This is a genomic window from Halomonas sp. TG39a (assembly GCF_000744395.1).
Taxonomy (GTDB): domain Bacteria; phylum Pseudomonadota; class Gammaproteobacteria; order Pseudomonadales; family Halomonadaceae; genus Vreelandella; species Vreelandella ventosae_B.
Genome location: NZ_JQLV01000001.1, coordinates 2,305,303 through 2,326,468, shown reverse-complemented (window position 1 = coordinate 2,326,468; position 21,166 = coordinate 2,305,303). Strand labels below are relative to the sequence as shown.

The following is a 21,166-nucleotide window of genomic DNA, read 5'->3' as shown; positions in this document are numbered from 1 at the left end:
ATGGTAGCTTTTACGACGTCAGCTCCCATTAGCTTAATGGTTTAGAGGAGATGGATTTCGGCTATCGGGTTTTGCTGGATACCGAAAGATTGAGTGCTAATGTCATTAATTTTTCATTGAAGTAATTTTCGCCGCATTAATTCTTATAGCCGCTAGGTAACTTAAACCCAGCGGCTATATCAATGTCGAACGTCGACTCAATTAAATGCGCTTCTTACCAGTATTTTTCATACTCATCACGTAAATAATGAACATGATGAGTGAGCCCATTACAAAACACCATACGCCTACGGTTGCGTAGCTCGCAAAAGCGGGAAGAAACAAAAGACTGCCAAAGAAGAAAAATAAGCTTGATAAGAGACCGAGTAGGTTGGGTAGCTGTTGATGCTGCGCTATCTCACTGTTCATTTTATTTCCTTATCTGAACTATTACTTTCAAGAGCCTCACAGTGCTTAAATACTGATGTCCGGTGCAAACTGAAAGCCCACCGATACTCGATTCCAACTGTTGATTTGGACAATAATGGCGGTGAGGTCAATTAGCCCCTGCTCACCAAACGCAGCTAGGGCGTTTTGATAGTCGTTGTCACTCACAGTTTGCTGGCTGACCAGTGTTAGTGTTTCGGCCCAGGCGAGTGCGGCGCGTTCTTGTGTGCTGAAGCAGGGCGCTTCACGCCAAGCAGGCAATACGTCTAAGCGAACCTGGTGTTCGCCATCGTCTCTGGCCTCTTGCGAATGCATGTGCTGACAAAAGCAGCAGTGATTAATTTGCGAAACACGTAGGTTGACCAAGTGGATTATCGAGCGATTAACCGTTGAGTCTGGGGCAACGTCGCCTAGTGCCGTAAGGTGCTTAGCTAGGCGGGGGTAAAGGCGATACACAGACTGTTGAGACATACGAGTAGACATGTGGGGAACCTCGGTGAGTAAGTTGAGAACTCAGCTTAACGTCGAGGTTTTTTTACGCCTTGTAAATTTGCGACAGTTTGCGCTTGCGATAGGCGGCGGGTGTTTCATAGGCGAGTGATTGGAAGGCATGGGTGAAGTGAGCTTGGTCATAGTAGCCGCATTGTAGGGCTATTTCCGTTAAGGGCAGCGTGGTTGCAAGCAGTCCATGGCGGGCTCGGTTCAGTCGGGCATAGGCTACTAATTGGCCTGGGGTAACGCCCACTTCACGTTTTAATTTGCGCTCCAGGGTACGTCGGGTAAACCCGAGCGTGGCGCCTAACTGTTGGGGCGGAAGCTGTAGTTCTCCAATGGCTTGAACAATCGTAGTGATACGGCTATTGGCGGGTGACTGGCTTTCTAGTCGATGTAACAACCATGTTTCCAGCAGGCGTAAACCCTGTTGCGAGTCCGACTGGTAGAGGCGCTCTACCACGGGCATTAATCCTTGCAATCCTAATGGTTCAAGCTCGTTCTCCAAACGGTAGTGTGTATCTGTGAATGCTTCGGGTAGCAAACCCAGCAAGCAGTGGGTGCCGGCTGCCTTAAAACGAATGCCCAGACAGGGCGCGGTGGTGTCGAGTGTCTCTATCAACGTGGTTTTGTTGAAACAGAGCGTGATAATGGGGTGGGGGCTGGTGAGCTTGATGCTGAGGCTAGCACCGGCATCTGGGTAGAACTTTTCGGTTCGGGGATCGGTGAGATGCCCTGGGCGACCCATTGACCAAAGGCACTGCACCCACGGGGCTAAGCGTTTATCAGGCAGGCGATGCCGAAAATTAAGATAGTTGGCGTTGCTTGGCAAGATGAATTCGGTCATGGCGTCAACCAATGGTATGTTTTTTAATGATGGCTCACATTAACTCAATCACGCAGCGTCTGGGAGCTGGCCCGGCGCCATACACTAGGCGGCGCTTTTTCCTGGCGAGCCCAGTTGCGCCTTAGCTGCCGCTCATCCCCGAATCCGGATGCTTCGGCGATGCGTGCTAGCGTCCATGTCGTTTCGGTCATTAACGCTTTGGCTCGCTGCAGGCGCAACCCCATAATGTAGTCGCCGACCAGCATGCCGGTGAGGCTTTTGAATTGGCGCCGAAAATGACGCTCGCTCATGGCTGCCTGAGCCGCTAATGTCTCGATACGCCAGGTTTGCGAAGGGGCGGCGCAAATTGCATCTTGAACGCGATGCAGCCGTTCATCCACATGATTGCGGCCCTCAAGCCAGGCGCCCAGCTGAGGCTCCTGACCACTACGGCGAAGATACAGCACCATCTCCCGCGCTACCGCTAGAGCCAGCGAGTGGCCGCAAGCGCGGGTTAGCCAGTACAGCATGGTATCAATGCCGGTCGAAATCCCCGCGCTGGTTAAATAGCGCCCGTCCTCGGTAAAGATACAATCACGTTGTACCTTTGCTTGTGGGGCTTTGGCTTGTAGCTGTTCAATTAGCGTGTGGTGGGTGGTACAGCGTCGCCCCTCTAACAGGCCAGCATCCGCCAGTAATAGCGTGCCCGAGCAAACGGTCATCAGCGTATCTGCATAGTGGGCATTCTCCTTGAGCCAAGCGACACATTCTTGCTGCACCAATGGCTCAAGGCTATTGCGGTACTGCCCCGGAATAAGCAGTAAATCTTGAGTAGGAAGCTGTTCAGGCAAGGGATCGATGCCGCTAAGAGTAAGCGGCCCTAGCCACTGCATGGCCGCTTGGGGGCCGAGATAGCGCACCTGAACGTCTATCGAAAGTCGGTCTGCACACTGCAAGACCTGTAGCGGGCCAATCAAATCAAGCGGCACCTGGCCGGGCATCATCAATACCGCCACACGCAAGGTGGTGGCTCTTGCGGATGGCGGCTGGCTATGTTGTTGCTCTTCACTCACGCGTGTTTTGCCATTCGTTGATCATGTCTTGTGTACTGATAATACGCGCAAAGCGGTCTTCAAGTACCAGTTCGGTGCGTGCCTTAATATCCTCAGCTGACCAAGTGGTGCCATGGCGCGTCATGGGGAACGTTAGGGTAGCATCACTGATAAAGTCGACGCTAAACCCTAAATCCGACGCCACGCGTGCGGTGGTTTCGCAGCATTGCTCGGTACGAATACCGCTAATCGCCAGCCGTTCAATGTCTCGCTCCCGTAACCAGCTTTCTAGTGAGGTATCGCTGAACGCGTTATGCGCACGTTTATGGAAGGTCACCGCCACTTCATCGTTAAAGTCATCGAGCGGACGAATAAGGCCATTATCAGGGTCGAAAGCCCCTTGGCTGCCAGGTTCTTCATGCAGAACGCGCACAACCGGTATAGCGTTGGCCTGGGCTGCATTTAGCACTGCACGCTGCTTGGGGCACCACGCCTGAGCCAGTGATTCTACCCAGTAATCGCGGGCGGGAAAGGAGGCTTGAACATCAATTAATAACAATGCGGTTTTAGGCTGGGCCATGGCTAATCTCATCGTGGTGAAGTGAGGCTACAGATTAGCTGTTACGCATTCAGCCAACGATGCGTTGACCGGTCACAAAGGGGACAATTTCGGCCATGTATGGCCAACGTTTTCTGACGGACAGCACGGGAGATGGTGATTTTCAGGGGCAAGCAGGGTTTATTTCTTCACACAGACAAAAATAGAGTTTCCTGAGGCGTTATCCCAGGGGATGATCTTTTCATAGTTGTGCTCAAACACATGAACCTCAAAGTGAGGCGCTAAGAGTGCGCTTAACTCTGCAAAGCTGACGGCTACCATGGGGTGTTCGTCGTTCCATAGCAGTGTTCCTTCAGCGTTGGCTTTTTCAATGCTGAGTCTAAGCGACTGCTTTTCGCCTTGGCCGCTGTAGTGCCATCCGGAGCGGAAGGTGAATAAATCGTTTGCTTGTTTGGCGCTGTGCTTAACAGATAAAGCGTTATCGATTTTGTCTTTATCGACGGCGTTAAAACAGAAAATGCCATCAGACTTGAGTGCACGATAAACACTGGATATACACGCTTTGAGCTTTTCAATGCCATCGCTGTAGTGGATTGAGTATAAAAAACAGGTGATTAAGTCTTGAGGTTCGTTGGCTTTGAAGTCGCTCATGTCTTGCAACGTGAAGAGCGCTTCTGGGCAGCGTGTGGCGGCGATATCCAGCATGGGTTGGTTGATATCCAACCCGCTGCTGGCGTATCCAAGATCAATGAAATGGCGCACGTGTGGGCCGGTGCCACAGGCTAAATCTAGGTGTGTCGTACCGCCGTTACCGAAAATCTGATGCAGCCTGCGAATGGCGTGACTTTGCGCTTGATAGTCGATATCTACGCACATCAAATCGTAGTAGCCAGAAAGGTCGGTATAGAGGACGTTGACGGGCATGGTGACCTAAATAGTGGCAACTGAAAGATTGTGGGTGGCGCATAGTAAACGAGCGGGTAGGGTTTGAGAAGCAGAGCCATAGCTAGGAGCGTTGGTGTTCATCAAATACCTTCTGGGACCCTAAAGAAATCCTGACGTTTACCGATATATAGCAAAGGCCATGAAGATTTCTCTGGTCGTTGTTAAATGCCAAGAGACCCTGCTATGCCCAAAAACCTGATCTTTATCTTTGCCACCTTGTTTCTCTCGCTATCCTCCCAAGCTCATGCAAACAGCAGTGATGCAGAGGCGGCGGCGTTGGCGTGGCTAGAAGCCATCGATAGCGGTCAGTATGAGCAGGCATGGGAAACTTCGTCTTCATTACTAAAAAAGCCGCTTTCACCGCACATGTTAGAACGGACGATTGGTGCAGCGCGCCGTGACTTTGGTGCGGTTCAATCCCGTCGGCAAGTAAGCGTCGTTCGCGAAACCTCTATGCCAGGGGCTCCAAGAGATGACTACGCGGTTTTGACGTTCCAAACAAGTTTTGAAAACAGGCCGCAGATTACGGAAACCATCACCCCTCACTTGGAAGAGGGGACGTGGAAAGTGAGTGGTTATTACTTGAACTAACCGATTCCTCAAAATATTTCGACCACCTCTGGCCTTCAAAATCGCTAACTTGGTTCAGGCTCTTTTTACCCACGAAGCTTGCCTTCACGTTGTTCATGACGAAGCTCAAAGTGGCTGCTACGTTGAGTAGATAGCCTTGTGTATGTTGCTATGGATAAGCTTCAGATTCAGAGGGGAATGTTCAGGCGTTGAATGCGAGGAGTGGGTATGCAAACCCTTTCTCTCAAACCGCACTGGCTCTGGTTGATAGTTGCCGGTTTGCTAATGGCTACCATGTCGTTGACCTGGCAGGCCATGGCGCAGTCCTCTTCTTCCAGCGCGCTGGTGCTCAATATCGAAGGCGCGATCGGCCCGGCGACCAAGGATTACTTCGAGCGCGGCTTGGATAAAGCCCGCGAGCAGGGCAGCGAAGTGGTGATCGTCGAGCTCGATACCCCCGGCGGACTGGTCGACACTACCCGCGACATGATTCGCGAGATGCTCAACGCTGATGTCCCCGTCGTCATGTACGTATCCCCCAGCGGTGCGCGCGCGGCAAGCGCGGGCACCTATCTGCTTTACGGCAGCCATGTGGCCGCCATGGCCCCCTCGACGCATCTCGGTTCGGCCACGCCCATTCAGATGGGCGGCGGGCTGCCCGGCAGCAATGAAGGCGACGATGACAGCGCGGCTGACGAGTCGGAAGGCGAGGGTAGCGCCATGGAACGCAAGGTGATGGAAGACGCGGTGAGCTTTATCCGCAGCCTGGCGGAACGCCATGATCGCAATGCCGATTGGGCAGAAGACGCGGTGCGTGATGCCGTCAACCTCACCGCCAGCGAGGCGCTGGAGCAGAACGTCATCGAAGTGGTGGCGCGCGATCTCACCGATCTACTTGAACAGATCGACGGCATCAGCGTGGTTATGCAAAGCGGTGATGCCACCCTCGAGACCGCCGACCTCACTATCGAGCGCTTCGATCCGGATTGGCGCACCCAGGTGCTGTCGCTGATTACCAACCCCAACATCGCCTTCTTTTTGATGATCATCGGCTTCTACGGGCTGGTTTTCGAGCTTGCCAGTCCCGGTAGCTTGTTTCCCGGCACCATTGGCGTGATTTGCCTGTTGCTCGCCCTGTTTGCATTTCAGGTGCTGCCGATCAACTACGCTGGTCTGGCGCTGATTGTCGTCGGGCTTGCCTTGATGGTGGGCGAGGCTCTGATGCCCAGCTTTGGTGTGCTGGGGCTCGGCGGCATTATTGCTTTTGTACTCGGGTCGATCATGCTCATGGATGCCGAGTACATGGCGATTTCATTACCGCTGATTGGCGGCGTGGCGCTGGTATCCGGCGGCCTGATGCTGTGGACGTTGACGCGCTTTGCCACGCTGCGCCGTCGCCCGGCGCATACCGGTATCGAGCAGATGATAGGTGCTAGTGCCGTTGCCCTGGAAGATTTTGAAACCAACGGCCACGTTTGGCTGCACAGCGAACGTTGGAATGCGGTGAGCGATGCTCCCGTCAAGCAGGGTGAGGAGCTGAAGGTAGTGCGTCTTGAAGGCTTGACGGTCTATGTCTCACATCCCTAGCGACCCTGGCCTTGGTGGCTGTCGTTGGGTAATTGATCATCCGCTAAACGAGGTGCCCCATGATTCTTTCGTATCTTGTCCCAGTCGTATTAGTGGTGCTACTAATCGCCGCCTCCATTCGCATACTGCCGGAGTACAAACGCGGCGTAGTGTTCTTTCTGGGCCGCTATCAGAAGGTGAAAGGGCCGGGCCTGGTCATCGTGATCCCCGCGATTCAAAAGATGCAGGTGGTCGACCTGCGCGTCATCACCATGGACGTGCCCGAGCAGGACGTGATCTCCCAGGATAACGTCACGGTGAAGGTCAACGCCGTGCTTTACTTCCGCGTGGTGGATCCGGAAAAAGCGATTATTCAGGTGGAGAATTTTACCCAGGCCACCAGTCAACTGGCCCAGACCACGCTGCGTTCGGTGCTGGGTAAGCATGACTTGGATGAAATGCTCTCCGAGCGCGACAAGCTCAACGACGATATCCAGGAAATCCTCGACGCCCAGACGGACTCCTGGGGCATCAAGGTGGCGAACGTCGAAATCAAGCACGTGGATCTTGACGAGAGCATGATCCGCGCCATTGCCCGCCAGGCCGAGGCGGAGCGCGAACGTCGCGCCAAGGTCATCCATGCCGAGGGTGAACTGCAGGCTTCCAAGAAGCTGGTCGAAGCGGCCAATGTGATGCAGGAAAACTCCGCCGCGCTGCAGTTACGCTATCTGCAGACCATGAGCGACATGAGCAACAAGAACGCGTCGACGATCGTCTTCCCGCTGCCCATGGACATTATGGAAGCCTTCAAGGATATGAAAGCCAAGCATACGGCAGCACCGCCTGGTAAGGCGCAGGATGACGCCTAGGCTAGCTCTTCCCACTGCCTGTGGTACGGTTTGGCGGCAGCTGGCAGTGGGCTCCCTGAATACATTTTTTGTTTCATGGGATATGCTTCGAAGCCCCTGATCCAAGAAACCCGGTGATGCCATGTCCATGATTGCCACTACCCCCGAACCGCCTTACTACGCCGTTATTTTTACTTCACTACGCACAGAGGTCGATAACGGCTATGACGAGATGGCGGCAAGAATGGTTGAGCTTGCAGCGCAGCAGCCGGGATTTTTAGGAGTGGAGTCTGCCCGCAATGAAGTGGGTGTAACAGTTTCTTACTGGGCCGACTTGGCGTCTATTAAAGCGTGGAAAGCCCATGCTGAGCATCAAGAGGCTCAGCGGCTAGGCCATCAGCAGTGGTACCAACACTTCAAAACCCGTATCGCTAAAGTCGAGCGAGATTACGGTATTTAGCTGGTTGGCATCGATTCACGGCTTACACCACCAGCCCAGCCAGTGCCTGCATTCCTAGAGCCACCGCAAGTACAACAACCCCTGCCACCAAACTGGTTACCAAGGCATGGCGTTTCCACAGTACCAGAACACGGTGGCCAAAGCGGTGAACCAGCCAGGCAAGGCCGAAGTAGCGCAAGCCACGGGCGATTAATGTCGCTACTACAAACATTACGATTGGGTAGCCGGAAAGCCCGGCGGTAATCATCGCCACCTGGAAGGGAATCGGTAGTATTCCAATGGCCAAAATAGCGGCAAAACCGTACTGATCGAAAAATGTTTGAAATGCCTGGTAGCTATTCTGCATCCCCATAGACTCAATAAACCAGGTGCCCACCGACTCATAAAGCACTAAGCCAATGCTGTAGCCCACCAGCGACGCGACGAGGCAGCCCGCAGTAGTGACCAAAGCCAGTAACCACAGCCGCTGCCTATTAACGGCCATCAGCGGTATCAACACCAGCTCAAGAGGAATGGGCAGAATAATAGTCTCCAAAAAGGAGAGGGTGGCGAGTAGCCACAGCATATTCTTCGAGCCGTTAATACGCTCAAACCACTGCTTAGTGCGTTTGGATGCTATGGCCATGCAGGTCTCTACACTTCGGGATTAATGCGGCGATAGACAGCCGCTAATAGGCTGTAGAGACCAAACGCGAAGAGTCCCAGTGCGACAAACCCAAGTAGCCACTGACCGAAAGGCTGGCTTCGCAGCGTGCTAAACACTTCGCCCATACCGCCAGCTTCATTGGGATTGATTTGATAAGCGGCGATGATAAAAAAGCTACCCACGATCACAAATACAAGACCACGAATCACTAAGCCAAAACGGCAGATAGGATAGGCCCATTGTTGAGTTTTGGGTGGCATAGCAAAGTGTTTGTCGAATTTGGCTTTGTAGCCTTTAAGCGCGTGGGCGATACCTACGCCAATCATGATGAGGCCGACCCCGCCTACCAGCCAGCGCCCGAAAGGCTGCTGCATCAGCCAACCTGCGACGCCTTGTGAGCCGCCACCTGAATCACCTGAAGAGCCCGCAAATTGCAAGATGAGCGTGGCGGCAAAAAAAGCCAACAACGTGTGGGTAATGGCGCTGGCCAATAAGCCCGCACGAATTGCCAGCCCCTTGGCACCGTTGCCGTGATGGTCGGTGTCTTTAACTGCTTGGATGATCCGCCACATCGCGTAGCCCACCAAGCCGATGGCCATAATGGCTAACAAGACTTTTCCGAAGGGAGCAGTGAGCACGCGTTCTAAGGCGCCCCGACTGCCTTCTGTTTGGCCGCCTTGCCCAAAAGCTGCCAGCGCTGCAAGGCCGCCTACTAATACATACACAATGCCCCGAGAGGCGTAACCCATGCGGGCGAAAAGGGTAATCGCATCACGGTGGTCGGGGTTATTCATACTATTGGCCATGGTGTCCTCCTGACATATTAGGCGTTGCGCATCCCTATGCAATCTAGTTCATATAGCGCTTATCAGTGGCCCATACTGGGCGTGTGCTGTGCTATTGTCCAGCCTAGGCCAAGCCGAAGCGTCAAAGGCTATTTTTGAATAACAAGAGCAGAACATGAGTACAATTTCGTCACCTATCTTCTGGCGGGATACGCGTATGTCCTATGTGGAGCTGCGCAAGATTAGCGATGCGCGACAAGTTTGCTATGCGCCGCACAGCCATACGCATTGGTCGCTGGGGGCCGTTACCGCAGGTAAAAGCACTTTTTGCTATCGTGATGCGACGCATCAGATTAGTACGGGAGACATCGTTATGATGAACCCCCACTGGGTGCACGCCTGCAACCCCATTGAGAACCAGCCCTGGGCGTATATGATGCTCTACGTCGATACCGAGTGGCTGACTGAATTGCGTTACCAATTGGGTCTGCTAAATACGCCTTACTGGCAAGATATCGCCACCGCCGTCATTACCCAGCCAGCGCTTTATGCCGGGTACTGCGATATGGCTGCTTGTTTGCTGGATGGGCACCGCGACATTAGCGATAAGCAAACGGCGCTAGTCGAGTACTTGTCTACCATGCTGCAAGTGCTTGCTCAAGAATCCCCCGCGGTATTGCCCCAAGCGCCCAGTGCGCTAGAACAGGTCGCGGCCTATTTGCGTGCCAACTGTAGCGCTGATATATCGCTAGAGCGCCTATGTGAGCAGTCCGGCTATAGCGCTGGGCACTTGATTCGCGCCTTTAAACAGCACTTCGGACTAACGCCTCATGCTTACCTGATTAATCAGCGCATTCAGATGGGGCAGCAAGCGTTAAAACAAGGGCAACCTATCGTTGAGGCGGCTTTGAACGCTGGCTTTAATGACCAGCCCCACTTTCAAAGAACGTTTAAGCGGCTGGTAGCAGCGACACCCAACCAGTACCGCTATCCGTTACTCAACCAGTAAGACAATAGCGCTAGCCGCCAGGCAGATAGCGAGTGCGCGGTTAATCGTCAGTAAGATGATAGGACGATGAACATAGCGTTTCAGAAAAGCGCCTGCATATACCCAACTGGCCAGCGATAGCCAGCAAATAGGCAGATAGAGGCCGGCGAACAGCCATAGCAGATGGGGCTCATTAGCAGTGGTGTAGGCGCCAATGCCAGCGGCAGACGCCAGCCACGCCTTGGGGTTGAGCCACTGCATCATGGCGCCTGTCATAAACCCTGGCGCTTTAACGCCGCCTCGCTCCTGCAAGCGCCCGTCGTGCTGTAGCAGTTGATAGCTGAGGTAGAGTAAAAACAGAATACCTGCCCAGCGTAAAACCGTTTCCAGCAGCGGCGCCACACTCAGCAAAGAGTAAAGGCCAGCGCCGATGGCTAAAAATAGCGCGATAAACCCCAGCGTAGCGCCGGTTACAAAAACAAGCCCTTTAGCGATAGGGTAGTGCGTACCGCTACTCAAACAAACGATGTTGACCGGTCCCGGCGAAATAGATGCGGCAAGCGCAAATGCGGACATGGGCAGAAGTGTAGGCAGCAGTAGTGTAGCGCTCATTGTCATCCTCCTCGGTAGTGCAAGGAGTTTGCAATGGCCACTGGTGGCGGTATTGCACAAAATTGAGGTCGTTGCTTAAAGCGTTGCCCTGCTAATGGCCAAACACCGACCAGCCGGTGCGCTGCACAAACATTTCGAGCGCCTGGGTGCCCAGCAAACTATTGCCATAGGCATCCAGCCCCGGCGACCAAACGGCTATGGAGCCATGGCCGGGTGCAATGGCCAGAATGCCGCCGCCCACGCCACTTTTACCAGGCAGGCCGACGCGAAAGGCGAACTCCCCCGAGGCGTCGTAGTGTCCGCACATCATCATTAATGAGTTGATCCGGCGGGCCCGCTGGGGGGCTACCACGCGAATGCCGCTGGGTTTGTTGATACCATCCGAGGCCAAAAACAGCCCGGCATGGGCCAACTGCTCACAGCTCATGGCGATAGCGCACTGGTGAAAATAGGTGCCTAGCACCTTATCGACATCATGGCGTAAGCGGCCAAAGGCTTTCATAAAGTGAGCCAACGAGGCGTTGCGGTCGCGGTGGGCCATTTCTGAAGCGGCCACTGCGTGGTCGAAGTAAATGCTGTCATCATTGGCGATATAGCGCACAAAGCTAAGAATTTCGCCCAGCGTCTCTTTGGGCTCGTGGCCCATCATGATCGCATCGACCACCGCAATGGCCCCGGCATTGATAAACGGGTTACGCGGTTTGCCGCTTTCATGCTCTAGTTGCACGATGGAGTTGAAGGGATCACCTGAGGGCTCGCGGCCTACTTTTGACCACAGCGAATCACCCACTTGCCCTAGTGCAATGGTCAGCGTAAATACTTTAGAGATACTCTGAATCGAGAAGGGCGTGGTAGCGCAACCCGCCGAGTACACTTTGCCATCCACCGTGGCGAGCGAAATGGCGAACTGCTGTGGGTCAACATGGCCAAGCTCGGGAATATAGTCTGCGACCTTACCGCGTTCTTCGGCGTTTGCCATGGCTGCGGCAATGTCATTGATCAAGTCTTGCATGGGCGTATCGTGTACCGTCAATGGAGGCGGGGCATTACCCTAGCGAAAACGAGGGGAAATGTCTGTTAAACATAGCGTCTCTTTTAAACATAAACTGTCTGAGTACCCGCCAGTGCGCAAGATTCGGGTCGGCAACTCGCCCTTAAAAGCTTAGGCTGAAAGGAACTAAGCAGCCCCGCTAGAGAGATTACCCAATGAATGACTATGAGCGTATCGAAAAAGCCATGGCCTATATGGTGGCTCATGCGGCGGAACAGCCCAACCTGGAAACGGTAGCTGCTCATGTTCATTTGAGTGCCTTCCACTTCCAGCGGCTGTTTTGTCGCTATGCGGGGATTAGTCCCAAACGCTTTTTGCAGGCACTCACCTTAGAGCGCGGCAAGCAGTTGATGCATTCGTCCACTTCTTTGTTGGATATCGCCCATACCCTTGGGCTGAGCGGTGGCTCGCGGCTTTACGACCACTTTGTTCAGTTAGAGGCGGTCACTCCCGGCGAGTATAAGCGCCAGGGCGAAGGAGTGGAGATCGCTTATGGCGTTCACGAAACACCTTTAGGTCGCCTATTCGTCGCGGTAACGCCCCGGGGTATCTGCCGAATGGGGTTTGTCGATACGACTAATTCGGAGGAGTTACTGGCAAGATTGGCCAAAGAGTGGCCGCGCAGCACCTTTCAACATAGCACTGAGGCCACCCGCTACGCGGTGGAGAGGCTGTTCTCTCAGTCCGAAGAGGGAGCCGCCGCTGTGTCCCTACACGTGACCGGCACCAACTTCCAAATAGCGGTTTGGCGAGCGCTGCTGACGATTCCCGAGGGGCAGTTTGCCAGCTATTCCCATATTGCCCAGGCGCTAGGGGCACCTAAATCGTCCCGTGCAGTGGGCAATGCGGTGGGGGCTAATCCCATCGCGCTATGGATCCCCTGCCACCGGGTGATTCAACAAAGCGGCGCACTCGGCGGTTACCGCTGGGGATTAGAGAAAAAGCAGATGGTACAAGCTTGGGAACTGGCGCTGGCTCACACAGACAACACATCGCCCGCTCCCAGTCTAGCGACTTAATCAATCAACCCATTAGCATCATAAAACGGGAAAGGGCCAGGGTAGCGCTCAATAAACCCTTGGTGAGTCACCATACCGTTAGTCGCCGACCACTGGTGTAGCAGGTAACCGGGGGGCTCTAGCTGAAAGCTGGAGGGGCCGTCTGGGCTTAGATCCAAACTCACCTGATGGGAAACCCCAGGGCAGCTAATCGCCAAAGTGTTAGCAAAGCGGGCCTGGATTGAACGGTGCAGATGCCCACAGAGCACGCGCTCGACCTGGGCATGTTTGCCAATGACGTCGGCTAGCGCGTCTGGTCGCTTAAGCGGCTGGCGATCCATATGGTCGATGCCACTAACGAAAGGGTGGTGATGCACCATGACGAGAGTCGGTTTCTCGGGCTGCTCTGCCAGCGTAGTGTCTAGCCACTGCAGGCTTTCATCGCTTAACTCACCGTGGGGCTTACCGGGCACTGATGAGTCGAGCCCCACTAGGCGCACCGGATAATCCTCTATCACCCACTGCAGATAGTCGCGGTGCTGAAACAGATAACGGTGCTCGGGAAAGGCGGCGCGCAGATGATCGCGGTCATCATGATTGCCAGGAATCACGTACACGGGCAGCGTTAATTCAGCCAGGATCTGCTTAAAGGTGGCGTACTCGTCAGAATGGCCAAAATCGACCAAGTCACCGCTAATCAGCACCAGGTCGGGCCGCGGCGCTAGCTGATTGAGCGTGCTAATTGCTTGGCGCAGAGCACTAGCGGTATCTACCTGGCGGTAAGAGAGTTTACCGCCCGCCTTGATATGCGGATCGCTAATCTGGGCGATAAGGCATTGCTGGGCATGCGGGGCTTTCTGAATGTTGAAACCTTGATCAGCCATTGGCCATCTCCTTGGCATTAACAGGGGCGGTGGGCTTATCTGGGTGAAAAAGCACCCTGGAGGGGAGTGCCAAACCAATCGCGGTGCCGTTTGGCCAGCGCTGGCGGGAGGGTGCCTCAATCTGGAGCGGCGAAGCGCCGCCCGTGTCCACCATCAGGCGCTGGGTCTGGCCCAGGAAAATGCTTTGTACCACTTTCCCCTTTACATCGGCTTGGTCAACGGAAACCACCTGGATATCTTCTGGACGGCAGTAGACAGTGGATACTCCCTGCAAATGGGCAGCGATGAGTTCACCTCCATGGACGACCAATCCTCCATCGGCGCGTGTGCTGATCACGTCCAGGCAGTTAACCGCACCAATAAAATCGGCCACAAAGGCATTAGCCGGCTGATGATAAATCTCTTGGGGGGTGCCCAACTGCGCGATGCGTCCGGCTTGCATGACCGCGATGCGGTCACCCAGGGCCATCGCCTCGTCTTGATCATGGGTGACATAAACCGCCGTGGTGCCTAGCTCCCGTAGAAGCTGGCCAATTTCGATGCGTAAGCGGTCGCGCAGTTTGGCGTCGAGGGCTGCTAACGGCTCATCAAACAGCAGCACCTTGGGGCGAACAGCAATGGCGCGGGCGAGGGCGACGCGCTGCTTTTGCCCACCTGAAAGGGCGTCGATGCGCCGGTCACCAAAGCCTTGTAAGTCGACCATATGCATGACTTCGTCAAGCCGATGGGCGATCTCGGCACGTGGCAAACGCTGTATTTTTAAGCCGTAGGCAATATTGTCGGCAACGCTCATATTGGGAAATAGCGCGTAGTTTTGAAACACCATTCCCACGTCGCGCTGCTCAATCGGCAGAGCGGTGACATCACGCTCGCCAAACAGTACTTGCCCGCCTTTGTCGGGGCTTTCCAGGCCGCTAATAATGCGCAGGGTGGTGGTTTTGCCGCAGCCGGAAGGGCCCAGCAGTACCAGGGTTTCGCCCGCATTAACTTGCAAATCAAGCGGCTGGAGCGCTGTGTTGCCGCCTGCGAAGGTGCGGCTGCATTGGTGTAGCGTAATGCTGACAGATGAACTCATAACGGATTCTCAAATAAAGCAATCGAATGTTTTGAAAGCGCAAGGCGCTTAGCGACGCTGCTCGGTGAGTCGTCCCGCCCACTGAATCGCCACCAGCAAGGGCACCACCATCACCAGAAATATCAGCGTGTAGGCTGAGCCAATTTCCAGTCGCATCGAGGCGTAGCTGTCGGCTAAACCGACCGGTAGCGTTTTGGTCAAGGGGGTATGCAGCATCCAGGTAATGTTGAATTCACCGATCGATAGGGTGACCACCACCAGCGCTCCTGCCAAAATGCCGCTCATACAGTTGGGGATGACCACCCCGAAAAAGCGTTGCCTAAAGCTGGCACCTAAGCTGGCGGCGGCTTCTTCCAGTTGGGGAAGCTTGGCGGTTTGCATCACGGAGAGCACCGCGCGCACCATAAAGGGCAAGGTAAACAGCACATGGCCAACCAGAATAAATAGCCAGCTGCCGCGAAATTCACGGTAGCTGCCATAGGCGAGCAGTAGGGCAAGCGCGGTGGCCAGCCCAGGCACGGCAACCGGCAGCAGCAGGAGTTCTTCAATCGCATTGGCCCAGCGGCGACGGCTGCGCAGCAGGCCATAGGCGGCGGGTACGCCAATCAGGATAGTGATCAATAAACAGGCGAGCGCCAGTTTAATCGACAGCCAGATGGTATCGGCGTAGAGCTGCCACACCTCATTTACCCAGCGCAGCGTTAAGCCACTCTGCAGGCCAACAAAGTAGTTCTCGGTTAGCCCCGCCATGACTGACATTGCGACAGGCACGATCATGAACAGGCACACCAGCAGGGTGAAGCCCAATTGCAGCGTAAAGCGTAGACGCGATTTCATACGGAGGCTCCCAAGTTGCCGCCTGCCAGCCTGCGGGCAAGGCTCAATGCCATCCACGTAATCACACCCAGCACCACCGAAAGCGCGGCGGCCATGGCGAAGTTAGCGTAGTTGGTGAATTCGCCGTAGATATTGAGCGGTAGAATGCTCAATCGCGTGCCCAGGGTAAACGCCGTACCAAAGGCGCCCATGCTGGTAGCAAAGCAGATGGCACCGGTTGAGAGCAGCGCGGGTGCAATGCCGGGTACGATGACATCCTTGGTGACCTGCCAGGTGTTAGCACCTAACGAGCGAGCTGCCTCTTCAAGACTTTGATCCAGGTTGTCGCAGGCTGCCATCACCGTGGTAATGACGCGAGGAATGGAGAAGTAGAGGTAGCCAATAAATAGCCCGGCCAGTGAGTAAGCGAACATCCAGCGCTCGCCAAACAGCCACAGGCTGGTCTGCGCCAAGGCACCTTGACGCCCTCCCAGCATGATGACCAAAAAGCCCACCACCACACCTGGAAAAGCCAGCGGAAAGGTGAGGATAGCTACGAGTATGGACTTGCCAAAAAAACGCTGGCGGGCGAGAAAAAATCCGGCAACGCCCGCAATGGCAACCGCTACCAGTGACACTACCAGCGAGAGACAAACGGTGGTGGCCAGGCTGATTAAGTACTGACGATGGGTAAGAATGGTCAGGTAGGCGCTAATACCGCTGCTTGGATCAGCCTCTGCGCCCATCATGATTAGACGCGAAAAAGGCAGTAGCCAAAAGGCGCAGAAAACCACCAGAGCTGGCAGTAAGGCGAACATTGCTATAAGGCTTTTTCGACGCGCGGGCCCAACCTTTATCTGACGGCTATTAACGTAAGAAGCAGCCCCGGAGGGCTGCTTGGATGCTGCTGTCATGATTAACGAACCTCCGACAGATACCGCTCAGAGAAGCTACGCTGAGCAGCCGCCATAGCGGGGTAGTCAAGTGCCTCGGCACGGGCGTACTCGCTATCGGGCAGAAAGACTTCGCGCGCTTCAGGGGAAATGGCGTTGGCGCGCACGGGACGTAGGTAAGCATCTGCCCATACCGCTTGGCCTTGGTCAGAGAGCACGAAATCAAGCACTTGCTGGCCGTTCTCAGGGTTCGGGCCATCTTTTACCAGGCTCATAACATAAGGCACTACTACGCTGCCCTCTGCGGGAATCACAAACTCTACATTGGCACCATCGCTATGGCGTGCGCGGTAAGCGTTGAAGTCGTAATCGAGAAGAATCGGGATCTCACCAGAAAGTACTCGAGCGTAGCTGGTTTGCTTGGGCACAATTGGGTCGTTTTCGGCGAGCTGATTGAAGTAGTCGATCGCCGGGGTGAAGTCATTAAGATCGCCACCCATGGCTAGATTGACCGCCACGGCACCGACGTAGCCGACAAAGGCGCTGGCTGGGTCAAGGTAGCCCACCATGCCGCGGTACTCGGGCTTGAGCAGATCTTCCCAGGAAGTGGGCACCGGCGCGCCATCCAAGGCGTCGACGTTGACCATAAAGCCGAGGGTGCCGGAGTGAATGGCAAACCAGTTGCCTTCGGGGTCTTTTAGACCTTCAGGAATCTCATCCCAGTGTTCGGGCTGGTAGGGCGTCACTACGTCCTCTTCCATGGCTTGAATGCCGAAGGTCACCCCGTAGTAAACGACATCGGCCACCGGGCTACTGGCTTCGGCAACCAATTGGGCTAAGGATTGGCCGGAGTTTTTGTTGTCTTGCGGCACGCGAATGCCGGTCTCCTGTTCGATCAAACGCAACTGAGTGCCCCAGTCCGCCCACTCAGGCGGGCAGTTGTAGCAGATAGCGTTGTCGCTTGACTGGGCAGTAGCGACCCCTGACGCACTGATAACCGCCGTGGCCAGTAACGCTTGATAAAGACGCTTAAGGTTCATGCGTTTAAGACTCATACCAAGTTCCTCTATAAAGTGCTTAACGTGGACTTGCGGGATGCCGGGATTCCGACACTTTCGCCCTTACGCAATGCGTGGGGCAGGGGAGCGGGTGTGCATTTTTCTCCCCGAATCATGGCTAACAAGGTGTGAACCGCGGTGCGCCCAATGTCGGCGCGAGGCTGCTCAATAGTGCATAGCGATGGGTAGAGGTGCTTGCCTAAGGCAATGCCATCAAAGCCCATCACAGAAAGGTCGCCAGGCACGTTAAAACCTGCGCGTTGTAATTCGCCCATCAGGCTGATGGCGAGCAGATCATTGGTACAGATCACCGCGCTGAGAGCCTCTGGCCCTTGCAGTGCAGGTGTTAGGCTTTTCAGGTCAGCTTGGGTATGGCGGGTCATCTCAACCAACGGGCGTGCGATCAGGCCTGCCTCGCGCATAGCGTGGCAGTAACCGTCAAAGCGCTGCCGGGCGCGGTCTGACTGGAGCAACGGGCCAGCAACCATGCCAATTCGCTGGTGCCCTAGAGTGATTAAATATCGCGTGGCATCAGCGCTGGCGGCACGGTTATCGACGCCGATTGAGGGGAAACCACTATTACCGGGTGGGTTGTAGACCAGTAAGCAGGGCGTCTTTTCCAAACGCAGCTTCTCTAGCACGGCGCTGCTATCCGCTTCAGCCACGGTCAGCACCAAGCCGTCCACGCGCTGGCGCAGCATCTCCTCAACAATGTCACCCTCGCGGCTGGGCGAGTATTCGCTGGTGGTCACGATCAGTGAGTAACCAGACGCACGGGCAGCCACTTCCATGGCTTGTAGCTGCTCGGCAAACACCGGGTTATCAAGGCTGGGCACCATCACGCCAATCATCTGGGTGGCTTGCGAGCGCAGCTGCTGTGCGACTTTATTCGGCCTAAACGCCAACTGCTGTGCAGCGTTAAAAACGCGTTCTCGGGTAGCGGGTCGTACCAAGTCGGGGTTTGAAAAAGCCCGCGCCGCGGTTGCCCGGGAAACCCCGGCGAGTTTGGCGACACTAAGTAAATCAGCCATGCGAATACCTGTTGTAGATGCAATGAGATCGATCTCATTTATTAGGTATCAGCCTAGAGATGGCATATGACGAATTGATGGCGATAAAAAGTATTTTTGATTATTAAAGGAATTAGGGTGCTTGAGCGGAGACTGAACACATTGCGCCACTTAGCGCCTCCCGCTAAAGTCTTGCTCTTGTTCACCTGGGCGAGACCACTTTATGGCCACACTGATGATTCAAGGCACCACCTCGGATGCGGGTAAAAGCACCGTGGTGGCAGCCCTTTGCCGCGCGCTGGCAAGGCGTGGGATATCAGTGGCGCCATTTAAACCTCAGAATATGGCGCTGAATAGCGCCGTGACTGAGGACGGCGGCGAGATTGGCCGTTCCACTGCGTTACAGGCGCAAGCCTGCTATTTAGCGCCCCACAGTGATATGAATCCGGTACTGTTAAAGCCAGAAACCGATCGTGGCGCTCAGGTGATTTTGCGTGGCAAGGTACATGGTCATATGGATGCTCTGGATTACCACGCTTTTAAACGCACCGCTAAAGAGAGTGTAATGGCCGCGTGGCATGCGTTAGAAAGCCGCTTTGATGTGATTATTGCCGAAGGCGCGGGCAGCCCGGCTGAAATCAATTTGCGTAAAGGCGATATCGCCAATATGGGGTTTGCCGAAGCGGTAGATTGCCCGGTATTACTGGTGGGTGATATTGACCGCGGTGGTGTCTTTGCCCAACTGGTAGGTACGTTGGCGCTGTTAAGCGAGAGCGAACAGGCTCGCACCAAGGGTTTTATTATCAACCGCTTTCGGGGTGATATTGCACTGCTCAATCCTGGGCTCGAATGGTTGGAGGAGCGCACTGGAAAACCAGTGTTTGGAACATTGCCTTATCTGCAGGGGCTGGTACTCGATGCCGAAGACAGCATTGGTTTAACCCACGCTGAAAAAGCCAGCCAGACGCTCAAGGTGATCGTGCCCGCGCTACCGCGCATCAGTAATCACACTGACTTTGACCCCCTGCGGTTACATCCCCAGGTCTCGTTGTCGTTTATCCGGGCCGACCAGCCGATTCCTGCCGCCGATGTGATTATGCTGCCCGGTAGTAAAAGTACCGCAAGCGATCTGGCGTGGTTAAAACGCCAGGGCTGGGATATCGCCATTCAGCGTCATCTGCGCTATGGCGGCACGGTGCTAGGTATTTGCGGTGGCTTCCAAATGCTGGGCGAATGGGTGGATGACCCGGAGGGCCTGGAGGGGAAACCTGAAAAAGTAGCGGGGTTAGGACTGCTTCCCCTGACCACGCGCATGGTGGCGGGTAAGCAACTGCGCAATGTGAGTGGTTTAACGGTGGCGGAGGGCGCTACCGTTACCGGCTATGAAATCCATAACGGTGTAAGCGACGGGGCAGCGCTTAGTTCACCGCTATTTGAAATAGACGGACGTCCAGAAGGCGCCGTTAGCAAAGATGGCCAAATTATCGGCACCTACCTGCATGGGTTGTTTGACCACCCCGAAGCCTGCCAAGCATTGTTAAAACAGCTGGGCCTCGTGAATGGGGAGGAGAGTGATTATCAAGCCCACCGTGAACGCGAGCTCGATCGCTTAGCCGATATGCTGGAGGAGCACATTGATATTGAGGCGGTTATTGCGCTGATTGATGCTGGCGTGATGAAAGCCGTTAAGTAGATTCTTTGACCCAGTGCTCCAGCAGTAAATCAATAAATAACTGAGCGGTACTGGAGAGGCTGTGGGTATTGCTGCGTACAAGACCAATGGAACGCTGAATGCGTGGCTCAGGCAGATCTCTTGAGCACAGTGTGTCGTGATCTGGGCCAGGCATGGTCATACGCGGCAAAATAGCCACCCCTAAGCCTGACTCTACTAAACCCAAAGAGGTCGACAAGTGCTGAACCTCGTAAAAGCTGTTGAGGTGGATGCCCTCTGCCGAAAGCGCATTATCCAGCAACGTGCGGTTACCACTATCGCGGCTCACGGTGATGAGTCGCACATCTTCTAGATCGCTCCACTCAATCTGCTTTTTGCTGGCGAGCGGATGATCCGAGCGTAGTGCCAATACAAAGGGGTCGCGCAGCAGCGGGGTAAATCGCACCTCCGAGCTTTGCGCGCTGATCATGTTGATACCGAAGTCTGCCTCGCCATTAATGACTTTTTCCAGCCCCTCGTTGGCGCTGACATCCAAAATTCGGATGCGAATGCCCGGCCAAGCCTCGCTAAACACACGAATGACACTAGGCAAAAAGTAGAATGCCGCCGTCGGCAAGCAGGCAATCGTCACGGTTCCTTTTTGGTGCGTGACCAACTCCCGAATCCCCAAGATAGAGGACTCGTACTCCTCAAGCATTCGCCTGGCCCGGGGCAAAAAATCGGCCCCAATAGGCGTCAGTCGAGTACGCCTAGTGGTTCTCTCAAGTAGTTCAACTTCAAGGAGTTCTTCCAGCTTTTGGATACGGCGAGTGAGGGCCGGTTGCGACAAATGCAAGCGCTGCGCCGCCTCATGAAAGGTGCCCAATTCAGCGACCAAAATGAAGGCCTGGAGGTCAAGAAATTCGAGTCTATGCAGCATAGGATTGTTGCGCTA

At 54.8% G+C, this 21,166-nt stretch carries 24 protein-coding genes; 7 read left to right on the top strand and 17 right to left on the bottom strand.

Annotated features, from left to right (window positions below; translation table 11 throughout):
• Nucleotides 1-201: 201 nt before the first annotated feature.
• From U738_RS10420 to U738_RS10395, 6 genes are all read right to left on the bottom strand, one after another.
• A complete protein-coding gene (locus U738_RS10420; protein WP_050713396.1) occupies nucleotides 202-408 on the bottom strand; it encodes a YrhK family protein in 207 nt (68 codons plus the stop codon).
• A 45-nt stretch (nucleotides 409-453) separates the two neighbouring features.
• Nucleotides 454-909, bottom strand: a complete 456-nt coding sequence (locus U738_RS10415; protein WP_035579965.1) for a carboxymuconolactone decarboxylase family protein — start codon at nucleotides 907-909, stop codon at nucleotides 454-456.
• A gap of 52 nt (nucleotides 910-961) precedes the next feature.
• Nucleotides 962-1,765: a helix-turn-helix transcriptional regulator gene (locus U738_RS10410; protein WP_035579963.1), complete on the bottom strand. Its 804-nt coding sequence runs from the start codon at nucleotides 1,763-1,765 to the stop codon at nucleotides 962-964.
• Between the two features lie 44 nt (nucleotides 1,766-1,809).
• Entirely contained in the window at nucleotides 1,810-2,817 is a 1,008-nt protein-coding gene (locus tag U738_RS10405; protein WP_050713398.1) for a GlxA family transcriptional regulator, read from the bottom strand.
• Nucleotides 2,810-3,376, bottom strand: a complete 567-nt coding sequence (locus U738_RS10400) for an isochorismatase family protein (protein ID WP_035579962.1) — start codon at nucleotides 3,374-3,376, stop codon at nucleotides 2,810-2,812. Before U738_RS10400 ends, U738_RS10405 begins: the two co-directional genes overlap by 8 nt.
• Before the next feature lie 159 nt (nucleotides 3,377-3,535).
• Nucleotides 3,536-4,279 (bottom strand): class I SAM-dependent DNA methyltransferase, encoded by a 744-nt coding sequence (locus U738_RS10395; RefSeq protein WP_035579959.1) that lies wholly within the window; start codon nucleotides 4,277-4,279, stop codon nucleotides 3,536-3,538.
• Nucleotides 4,280-4,483: 204 nt separating this feature from the next.
• On the opposite strand from U738_RS10395, the gene U738_RS10390 reads away from it, so the two are divergent.
• From U738_RS10390 to U738_RS10375, 4 genes are all read left to right on the top strand, one after another.
• Complete coding sequence (locus tag U738_RS10390) at nucleotides 4,484-4,891, top strand: DUF4019 domain-containing protein (protein WP_035579957.1); 408 nt, start codon at nucleotides 4,484-4,486, stop codon at nucleotides 4,889-4,891.
• 207 nt (nucleotides 4,892-5,098) lie between these two features.
• Nucleotides 5,099-6,457 carry an NfeD family protein gene (locus tag U738_RS10385; protein WP_035579955.1) on the top strand — a complete coding sequence of 453 codons (1,359 nt, stop codon included), beginning with the start codon at nucleotides 5,099-5,101 and terminating at the stop codon, nucleotides 6,455-6,457.
• Nucleotides 6,458-6,516: 59 nt separating this feature from the next.
• Nucleotides 6,517-7,305, top strand: coding sequence for a slipin family protein (locus tag U738_RS10380; RefSeq protein ID WP_035579952.1), 789 nt, complete (start codon nucleotides 6,517-6,519; stop codon nucleotides 7,303-7,305).
• A gap of 121 nt (nucleotides 7,306-7,426) precedes the next feature.
• A complete protein-coding gene (locus U738_RS10375) occupies nucleotides 7,427-7,744 on the top strand; it encodes an antibiotic biosynthesis monooxygenase family protein (protein WP_035579949.1) in 318 nt (105 codons plus the stop codon).
• A gap of 22 nt (nucleotides 7,745-7,766) precedes the next feature.
• Here U738_RS10375 and U738_RS10370 read toward each other — a convergent pair whose 3' ends face one another.
• Together U738_RS10370 and U738_RS10365 are read right to left on the bottom strand one after the other, a co-directional pair.
• Nucleotides 7,767-8,369, bottom strand: coding sequence for a YqaA family protein (locus U738_RS10370; RefSeq protein ID WP_035579946.1), 603 nt, complete (start codon nucleotides 8,367-8,369; stop codon nucleotides 7,767-7,769).
• An 8-nt stretch (nucleotides 8,370-8,377) separates the two neighbouring features.
• On the bottom strand, nucleotides 8,378-9,196 hold the full coding sequence (locus tag U738_RS10365) for a DUF1206 domain-containing protein (RefSeq protein ID WP_035579943.1): 819 nt from the start codon (nucleotides 9,194-9,196) through the stop codon (nucleotides 8,378-8,380).
• Nucleotides 9,197-9,350: 154 nt separating this feature from the next.
• Here U738_RS10365 and U738_RS10360 point away from each other — a divergent pair, with 154 nt between their 5' ends.
• Entirely contained in the window at nucleotides 9,351-10,184 is an 834-nt protein-coding gene (locus U738_RS10360) for an AraC family transcriptional regulator (protein ID WP_035579940.1), read from the top strand.
• Here U738_RS10360 and U738_RS10355 read toward each other — a convergent pair.
• Both U738_RS10355 and U738_RS10350 read right to left on the bottom strand, forming a co-directional pair.
• Nucleotides 10,170-10,775, bottom strand: coding sequence for a LysE family translocator (locus U738_RS10355; protein WP_035579937.1), 606 nt, complete (start codon nucleotides 10,773-10,775; stop codon nucleotides 10,170-10,172). The genes U738_RS10360 and U738_RS10355 overlap by 15 nt on opposite strands.
• 91 nt (nucleotides 10,776-10,866) lie before the next feature.
• Complete coding sequence (locus U738_RS10350; protein WP_035579934.1) at nucleotides 10,867-11,787, bottom strand: glutaminase; 921 nt, start codon at nucleotides 11,785-11,787, stop codon at nucleotides 10,867-10,869.
• Nucleotides 11,788-11,981: 194 nt separating this feature from the next.
• Here U738_RS10350 and U738_RS10345 point away from each other — a divergent pair, with 194 nt between their 5' ends.
• Entirely contained in the window at nucleotides 11,982-12,845 is an 864-nt protein-coding gene (locus U738_RS10345) for a bifunctional transcriptional activator/DNA repair enzyme AdaA (protein WP_035579932.1), read from the top strand.
• On the opposite strand, the gene U738_RS10340 is transcribed toward U738_RS10345, so the two are convergent.
• The 6 genes from U738_RS10340 to U738_RS10315 are packed head-to-tail and all read right to left on the bottom strand — an operon-like array spanning nucleotide 12,842 to nucleotide 18,581.
• Complete coding sequence (locus tag U738_RS10340; protein WP_051912766.1) at nucleotides 12,842-13,708, bottom strand: phosphodiesterase; 867 nt, start codon at nucleotides 13,706-13,708, stop codon at nucleotides 12,842-12,844. The genes U738_RS10345 and U738_RS10340 overlap by 4 nt on opposite strands.
• Nucleotides 13,701-14,783: an ABC transporter ATP-binding protein gene (locus tag U738_RS10335; RefSeq protein WP_035579930.1), complete on the bottom strand. Its 1,083-nt coding sequence runs from the start codon at nucleotides 14,781-14,783 to the stop codon at nucleotides 13,701-13,703. The genes U738_RS10340 and U738_RS10335 overlap by 8 nt, the downstream gene beginning before the upstream one ends.
• A 48-nt stretch (nucleotides 14,784-14,831) precedes the next feature.
• Nucleotides 14,832-15,620: an ABC transporter permease gene (locus U738_RS10330; protein ID WP_035579929.1), complete on the bottom strand. Its 789-nt coding sequence runs from the start codon at nucleotides 15,618-15,620 to the stop codon at nucleotides 14,832-14,834.
• On the bottom strand, nucleotides 15,617-16,513 hold the full coding sequence (locus tag U738_RS10325; RefSeq protein ID WP_035579927.1) for an ABC transporter permease: 897 nt from the start codon (nucleotides 16,511-16,513) through the stop codon (nucleotides 15,617-15,619). The genes U738_RS10330 and U738_RS10325 overlap by 4 nt, the downstream gene beginning before the upstream one ends.
• A gap of 2 nt (nucleotides 16,514-16,515) precedes the next feature.
• Nucleotides 16,516-17,547, bottom strand: coding sequence for an ABC transporter substrate-binding protein (locus U738_RS10320; RefSeq protein ID WP_035579926.1), 1,032 nt, complete (start codon nucleotides 17,545-17,547; stop codon nucleotides 16,516-16,518).
• A gap of 11 nt (nucleotides 17,548-17,558) precedes the next feature.
• Nucleotides 17,559-18,581 (bottom strand): LacI family DNA-binding transcriptional regulator, encoded by a 1,023-nt coding sequence (locus tag U738_RS10315; protein ID WP_035579924.1) that lies wholly within the window; start codon nucleotides 18,579-18,581, stop codon nucleotides 17,559-17,561.
• Between the two features lie 202 nt (nucleotides 18,582-18,783).
• Here U738_RS10315 and U738_RS10310 point away from each other — a divergent pair, with 202 nt between their 5' ends.
• Nucleotides 18,784-20,253, top strand: coding sequence for a cobyric acid synthase (locus U738_RS10310; RefSeq protein ID WP_035579923.1), 1,470 nt, complete (start codon nucleotides 18,784-18,786; stop codon nucleotides 20,251-20,253).
• Here U738_RS10310 and U738_RS10305 read toward each other — a convergent pair.
• The gene (locus U738_RS10305; protein WP_172821669.1) at nucleotides 20,246-21,151 is read right to left on the bottom strand and encodes a LysR family transcriptional regulator; all 906 of its coding nucleotides are present in this window, start codon (nucleotides 21,149-21,151) and stop codon (nucleotides 20,246-20,248) included. The genes U738_RS10310 and U738_RS10305 overlap by 8 nt on opposite strands.
• Between the last annotated feature and the right edge of the window lie 15 nt (nucleotides 21,152-21,166).